This window comes from Desulfovibrio sp. SGI.230, assembly GCF_050313065.1.
Taxonomy (GTDB): domain Bacteria; phylum Desulfobacterota; class Desulfovibrionia; order Desulfovibrionales; family Desulfovibrionaceae; genus Desulfovibrio.
Window position 1 is genome coordinate 287,179 of sequence record NZ_JBNPKS010000003.1, and the last position, 6,000, is coordinate 293,178.

Consider the following 6,000-nt stretch of genomic DNA (forward strand, 5'->3'; position numbering starts at 1 on the left):
ATATTTATAATAACACATTGAAATCATTCGTATAGTTTTTATTACCCTGTTTACAGGCCCGCAACAGCTGTGGCAAGCTTACGGCATGCAGCCCCTTTTCGCTCCTTCTTCCGTCCAGCTCCTCGATGGCGACCGCTCCGTCCTGTTCACTCTGGCAGACGGCAGCCGCCATGAGGCACGCCTCATCCCTTCCGCCCGGGCCCGGAATCTGCGCCTGCGCCTGTCCCCCGACAAGGGCCTGCTCCTGACCGTGCCTGCCGGCATCCCCGCCACGGCCTTGCCTGCCCTGCTCTTCTCGTTCCTGCCCTGGCTGGAACGTCATCTCCCTGCCTGTCCCGCGCCCGCTCCGCTCGTCTTGCCGGAAAAGCTTCTCCTTCCCCTGCGCGGTACGGCCCTGCAGATCATCTCCGACGGGCCGCTGTCCAAAGGCCGCCGCCAGGCCGCTTCCTGCACAGAGCCGCCGCTTTTGCTGCGCGCCGGCAGCAAACGTCTGCTGGCCCTTGTCCGGGATGAGGAACTCCGGCTCTATGCCGCTGCCACGCCGGAAGATACCGCCCTGCTGCTGCGCCACTGGTGCCGCCGGCAGGCAGAAAAGCTGCTGCCCCCCTATCTGCAGCGGCTCGCCGGTCAGGGCGGCTTCACCGTCGCCCGGGTCACTGTCAGGGACCAGCGCCGCCGCTGGGGCAGCTGCAGTAGCCGTGACGGCGGCAGCATCAGCCTCAACTGGCGTGCCGTCCTGCTGCCCCTGCCCCTGCTGGAGCACCTGTGCTGGCACGAGCTGTGCCACCTGCATCATATGGATCATTCCCCGGCCTACCGGCAGACGCTGGCCCGCTTCTCTCCTGACTGGAAACTCCAGGAACGCCGCCTGACGGCCTTCTGGCGCGATCTGCCGGTATGGGCACGCCCCTGCCCTTCACCTGCCCCGGACCAAGAGGCCGGGCGAACCGCTTTACAAGCTCAAGACAGCCCCGTATAGCCATTTGATGGACTGGGCATCATTTTTCATCTGCTTCACCGGCTGGACCCTGGGGGGAATCGTCAACGGTATCAGCGGACTGGGCGCGGGCATCTTCGCCCTGCCCATCGTCCTGCTGGTCACGGACATCAAGACGGCCTCCCTCATCACCTGCATCATCTGCATCCCGCTGCCTGCCATCCTGGGCTGGCAGTTCCGCCATTATTACCGCATGGCCGATCTTCGGCTGCTGCTCCTGGGCACCATCCCCGGCGCCCTGCTGGGTGTGGCCCTGCTGCCGCTCATCCCCGCGCGTGCCCTGCAGGTGGGCCTGGGGATCATGCTCATGGCCCACATGGTCTGGCACCTGCTGGCCCACCGGCCGGGGCCCCTGCATTCGCCCCGGCTCTGGGGCTCCGTCAGCGGAGCGCTGGCCGGTTTCATCCAGGCAGTGAGCGGCCTCGGCGGCCCGGCCATCGGCATGTATGCCCAGCTGGCCCACTGGGACAAGGACCGCACCCGCGGCAATATCAGCCTGTACTTTCTGGGGCTCTCCCTGCCTTTGGTCCTCATGCAATACCTGGCGGGCTATTACACCGGGCCCGTGCTCCAGGGCCTGATCCCCTGTCTGCTGGGCTGCGGCGTGGGCCTGGTCATCAGTTATCCCCTGGCACGCAAGATCGGCGAGGCCAGCTTCCAGCGCCTGCTGGCCATCGTCATCGGCCTGTCGGGCTTTTCCATCCTGACACGGGCCCTGCTGGACAGTTGAACGAAAAAAGGACGCCCCCAGGCGTCCTTTTTTATTGGCCAAAAACGGCAACCGTCAGGTTACGGCTCAAGTTTGCGCACGGCATCGGCCCGGCCGGCCACCACCAGCGTGTCTCCCTTGTGCAGTACGGTGAGCGCCGGCGGGACGAACTGGAAGGCGCGCTCGCCTGCCGGACGGATGCCCATGACCATGACCCCGAAGGACTGGATCAGGTTCAGGTCCACCAGCGTGCGCCCGTGCCAGTTGTCGACGCGCAGCTCCTGGATGGCGATGCCGCCGTATTTGGGGATCAGGTCCAGCATGCCCGGATGGCACAGCTGGTGCGCGGCCATGACGGCGGCTTCCATCTCGGGCACGATGGCCCTGTCCACATGCAGGCGCTGCAGGATCTTTTTGTGTTCCTCGTTGGAGGCCTTGACCCAGATCTTGGGGCCGCCCAGCTCCTGGACGTTGAGCGTGATGCTCAGGGACTGTTCCACCCCTTCGCCCACGCTGATGACCACCCAGTCCAGATCCTGCACATGCAGGGAGCGCAGGACGCTCAGACTGGTGGCGTCGGCCTTGTAGACCGTATCCAGCAGCTCTTCGGCCAGCTGCACACGGGCATCGGACATGTCGATGCCGATGACCGTATGGCCCATGGAAGCCAGAGTCGTGGCCATGCGCAGGCCGAATTTCCCCAGACCGATGATGCCGATTTCCAAAGTTTTCTCTGCCATGCAGGCTCCTTGTCACGATGGCGCCGATGCCGCCCGCGGGGGCGGCTTCGGGAACAGCCGCAGACACGGTCTTGGCCGCGTCCTTTCAAAACTATCCTTCTCCGGTGTTACCCCACGGGCAGCTGGCTTTCCGCGTAGGCATAGGCCTTTTTGGGCTGCAGGCTGCGCAGGGCCAGCAGCAGGGAGAGCAGCCCCACACGACCGGCGAACATGTTGAATATCAGGATGCACTTGCCTTCACTGGTCAGCTGCGGAGTCAGGTTCACGCTCAGCCCCACGGTGCCCTGCGCCGAGACCACCTCGAACAGCAAATTGACGAAGGCCATACTTTGTCCCTCGACCCGGTGCAGGATGCCGTTTTCCGTGATGGTCAGCAAAAAGACGGAAAAGAAGATGCTCAGCGTATACAGCAAAAAAAGCGTCAGGGCCCGCGTCAGGTTCTCCGGCGGCACGCCCCGCTTGTGGAAAACGATCTGGCGATCCCCGCGCACCTGGGCCACCACATAACCCACCAGCAGGCGGAAGGTCACGATCTTGATACCGCCGGCGCACGACCCCGGTCCGCCGCCGATGAACATCAGGACCATCAGGACCATCAGGCTCGCGTGGCTCCAGTTGGCCATGTCCACCATATTGAAACCGGCGGTTCGGGCGGAGATGGAGTGGAACAGCGAGATCAGGAACAGATGGAGGCCGTCCCCCACCAGATCCTCGTTGCCGGCACGGCGCCATTCCACCACGAAGATCAGCAGCGCCCCGGCCACGATGAGGAACAGGCTGGTATTGATGACCAGGCGGCTCAGACGGCTCAGACGCGTCACCGGCGCCAGACGCCCCCGGCTCAGGATGCCCAGGCATTCCCGCAGCACGCCGAAACCGATGCCCCCCAGGACGATGCAGATGCAGATGACCGTGCAGACCAGGCCGTCTTCCCGGAAGGCGACCATATTGTCCGGCGCCAGAGCGAAACCGGCGTTGCAGAAGGCCGAGACCGCATGGAACAGGGCACTGAAGGGAGAAAAGAACACCGGATCATGCAGGAACAGCACCAGCGCGGCCAGCAGCTCCACGCCCAGGACGATGCACACGACCTGCAGGAGGAACTGCCCCATATTGAAATCCCCGCCCAGCAGGGCCTGGCTCACGGCCTCGCGGCTGGTGAAGGGCACCTGCTTGCGCCACAGGAGAAAGATCAGGCTGGTATAGGTCATGACGCCCAGGCCGCCCACCTGGATGAGGACCAGCATCACGCCCTGTCCCACAGGGCTCAGCACCTGGCTGATGTCCACCGGGGACAGGCCGGTCACACAGACTGCGGAAGTAGACAGGAACGCAGCATCCACCACGGAGAGGGAAGCTCCTTCGCCATGACAGACGGGCAGGCACAGGGCCAGTGTCCCCAGCAGGATCATGGCCGCAAAGGAGATGGCCGGCCATGTCAGGGGAGTGAGATAACGTTTACGCTGCATGCTCTCCTCTGGGCTCAGGACGCATCATCCGTCCGGCAGACGGCCTCCGCATGAACAGCGAAAGCCAGGCCGCCCGGCACCCTGAGCAGACATCGGTCCCGGCCTGCCGCCATCCTGAAGAAACGGTCGCTGCAGCCGGGCGATGACGCCTGACCCTAGTCCAGCTGCCCGGCTATTGCAAGCCGCGCCTCCGGGGGCGTACTTTACAGCCGGAGCAAAGCCCGCTACAGTGCCCGCCAGCTAGGGGAGCCGTGAACGGCAGTTGCACGGCTGAGAGTGGGATAGTCCCAGACCCTGTGAACCTGACGCAGTTCGCACTGCCGTAGGGAAGCTGAGCCGCACCCGCGAAAGACAGGTTGTGGCTTTTTTTGCGCCCTGCGTCCAAACCCAAGGATGCAAACCCATGTCTTCCATCCTCTCCCGTAACGCCGCCCTGCGCGGCCTTCTCGACCAGCATCTGGCCGCCCTTTCCCAGGAAGAGGGCCTTGCCCCTGAAACCATCACCAGCGCCATCGAAGCCGGCAGCATGGTCCTGCTGGGCAATCCCGCCCACGCGGGCCTGGCGCCCATCGTCGTGGGCCAGCCTTCCCGCATCAAGGTCAACGCCAATATCGGCACCTCGCCGCTGTGCAACTGTCTGCACACCGAAAAACGCAAGCTGGCCGTGGCCCTGGAAGCCGGGGCCGATACGGTCATGGATCTTTCCATCGCCGGTGATCTGGATGCCATCCGTACCGGCATGCTGGCTGCCTGCCCGCGCCCGCTGGGCACGGTGCCCATGTATTCCGTGGGCCAGCAGATCCTGGACAATGACCGGGACATCGCCAGCATGCAGCCTGACGACCTGTTCGCCGAGATCGAAAAGCAGGCCCGCCAGGGCGTGGACTTCATGACCGTGCACTGCGGTCTGACCAAGCGCGGCGCGGAAATGGCCGTCAAGCAGGACCGCGTCATGGGCGTCGTCTCCCGTGGCGGCTCCATGCTGGCCCGCTGGATGCTGGAAAACGGCAAGGAAAATCCCCTGCTGGAATATTTCGACCGTCTCATCGACGTGTGCCGCCAGTTCAACGTCACCCTGTCCCTGGGCGACGGCCTGCGCCCCGGTGCCGGTGTGGATGCCGGTGATGCCGCCCAGTGGGAAGAAGTCATCACCCTGGGCCGTCTGGCCAAGTATGCTCTGGAACAGGGCGTGCAGTGCATGATCGAAGGCCCCGGCCATGTGCCCATGAATCAGGTCCGCACCCAGATCCAAGGCATCAAGCGCCTGACCAACAACGCTCCCCTCTATGTCCTCGGCCCCTTGTGCTGCGACAGCGCCCCTGGCTACGACCATATCGCCGGTGCCATCGGCGGCGCCCTGGGCGTGGAAGCCGGTGTGGACTTCCTCTGCTATCTGACCCCGGCCGAACATCTGACCCTGCCCAATGAAGAAGATGTGCGCGCCGGTGTCATGGCCTCGCGCGTGGCCGCCCATGTGGGCGAAGTGGCCCTGGGCCGCGAACGTGCCGTGCGCCGCGAAGCCACCATGAACGCCGGCCGTAAGGCCCTGGACTGGGACATGATGCGCGAAGCCGCTCTTGATCCCCAGCAGCTGGACAAGCGCCGCGAAGACCACAAACATGAAGATGTCTGCGCCATGTGCGGCAAATTCTGCGCCGTGAAGATGCTCAAGGACCAGAAAAAGGACTAGGAAAACCTTTGGAGGGGGCGGGGACCCCTTTTCCTTGCGGAGAGATTCCCCCCCTCGCCTCCTCCTTCCCCCAAAACCGCTCATCAGGACTGCCTGCATCACAGGCAGTCTTTTTTTATGGCTGGCACAAGTTGAGGGATGTTCCTGCTCTGGAAAAAATTCTGCCCCATCAACAGCCGGCAGGAGGAAGGACGCCTTGAAAAGGCTTGATGGTCCATAAAATACCATCGTGTGCTTTCCGGGCCTGGCCCGGAAATTCGCAAATACTATTCCGCTGGATGTCGATGGCAACGCCGCTGCCTTACAATATTTTCGATTTGAGCATCTTCACAGCCAAGGCACCCCCATTCCCATCCATGCACAGGCCCGCTGGCAAAACGCAGGTCTAGCGGCAA

Annotated in this window: 5 protein-coding genes and 1 riboswitch; of the genes, 3 read left to right on the forward strand and 2 right to left on the reverse strand. The window is 63.6% G+C overall.

Annotated features, from left to right (window positions below; translation table 11 throughout):
- The first annotated feature begins 85 nt into the window (after window positions 1–85).
- Both ACQRAG_RS05155 and ACQRAG_RS05160 read left to right on the forward strand, forming a co-directional pair.
- Window positions 86–979, forward strand: coding sequence for a M48 family metallopeptidase (locus tag ACQRAG_RS05155; protein WP_427803674.1), 894 nt, complete (start codon window positions 86–88; stop codon window positions 977–979).
- A gap of 7 nt (window positions 980–986) precedes the next feature.
- Entirely contained in the window at window positions 987–1,727 is a 741-nt protein-coding gene (locus ACQRAG_RS05160) for a sulfite exporter TauE/SafE family protein (RefSeq protein ID WP_168934552.1), read from the forward strand.
- Between the two features lie 59 nt (window positions 1,728–1,786).
- Here the strand turns inward: ACQRAG_RS05160 and ACQRAG_RS05165 are convergent, their stop codons facing one another.
- Both ACQRAG_RS05165 and ACQRAG_RS05170 read right to left on the reverse strand, forming a co-directional pair.
- Window positions 1,787–2,446, reverse strand: coding sequence for a potassium channel family protein (locus tag ACQRAG_RS05165; protein ID WP_006006075.1), 660 nt, complete (start codon window positions 2,444–2,446; stop codon window positions 1,787–1,789).
- Window positions 2,447–2,553: 107 nt separating this feature from the next.
- Window positions 2,554–3,915 carry a TrkH family potassium uptake protein gene (locus ACQRAG_RS05170; RefSeq protein WP_204625211.1) on the reverse strand — a complete coding sequence of 454 codons (1,362 nt, stop codon included), beginning with the start codon at window positions 3,913–3,915 and terminating at the stop codon, window positions 2,554–2,556.
- Between the two features lie 232 nt (window positions 3,916–4,147).
- A riboswitch (TPP riboswitch) is annotated at window positions 4,148–4,261 on the forward strand.
- Window positions 4,262–4,318: 57 nt separating this feature from the next.
- Here ACQRAG_RS05170 and thiC point away from each other — a divergent pair.
- Entirely contained in the window at window positions 4,319–5,605 is a 1,287-nt protein-coding gene (gene thiC, locus ACQRAG_RS05175; RefSeq protein ID WP_168934555.1) for a phosphomethylpyrimidine synthase ThiC, read from the forward strand.
- The last annotated feature ends 395 nt before the right edge of the window (window positions 5,606–6,000 follow it).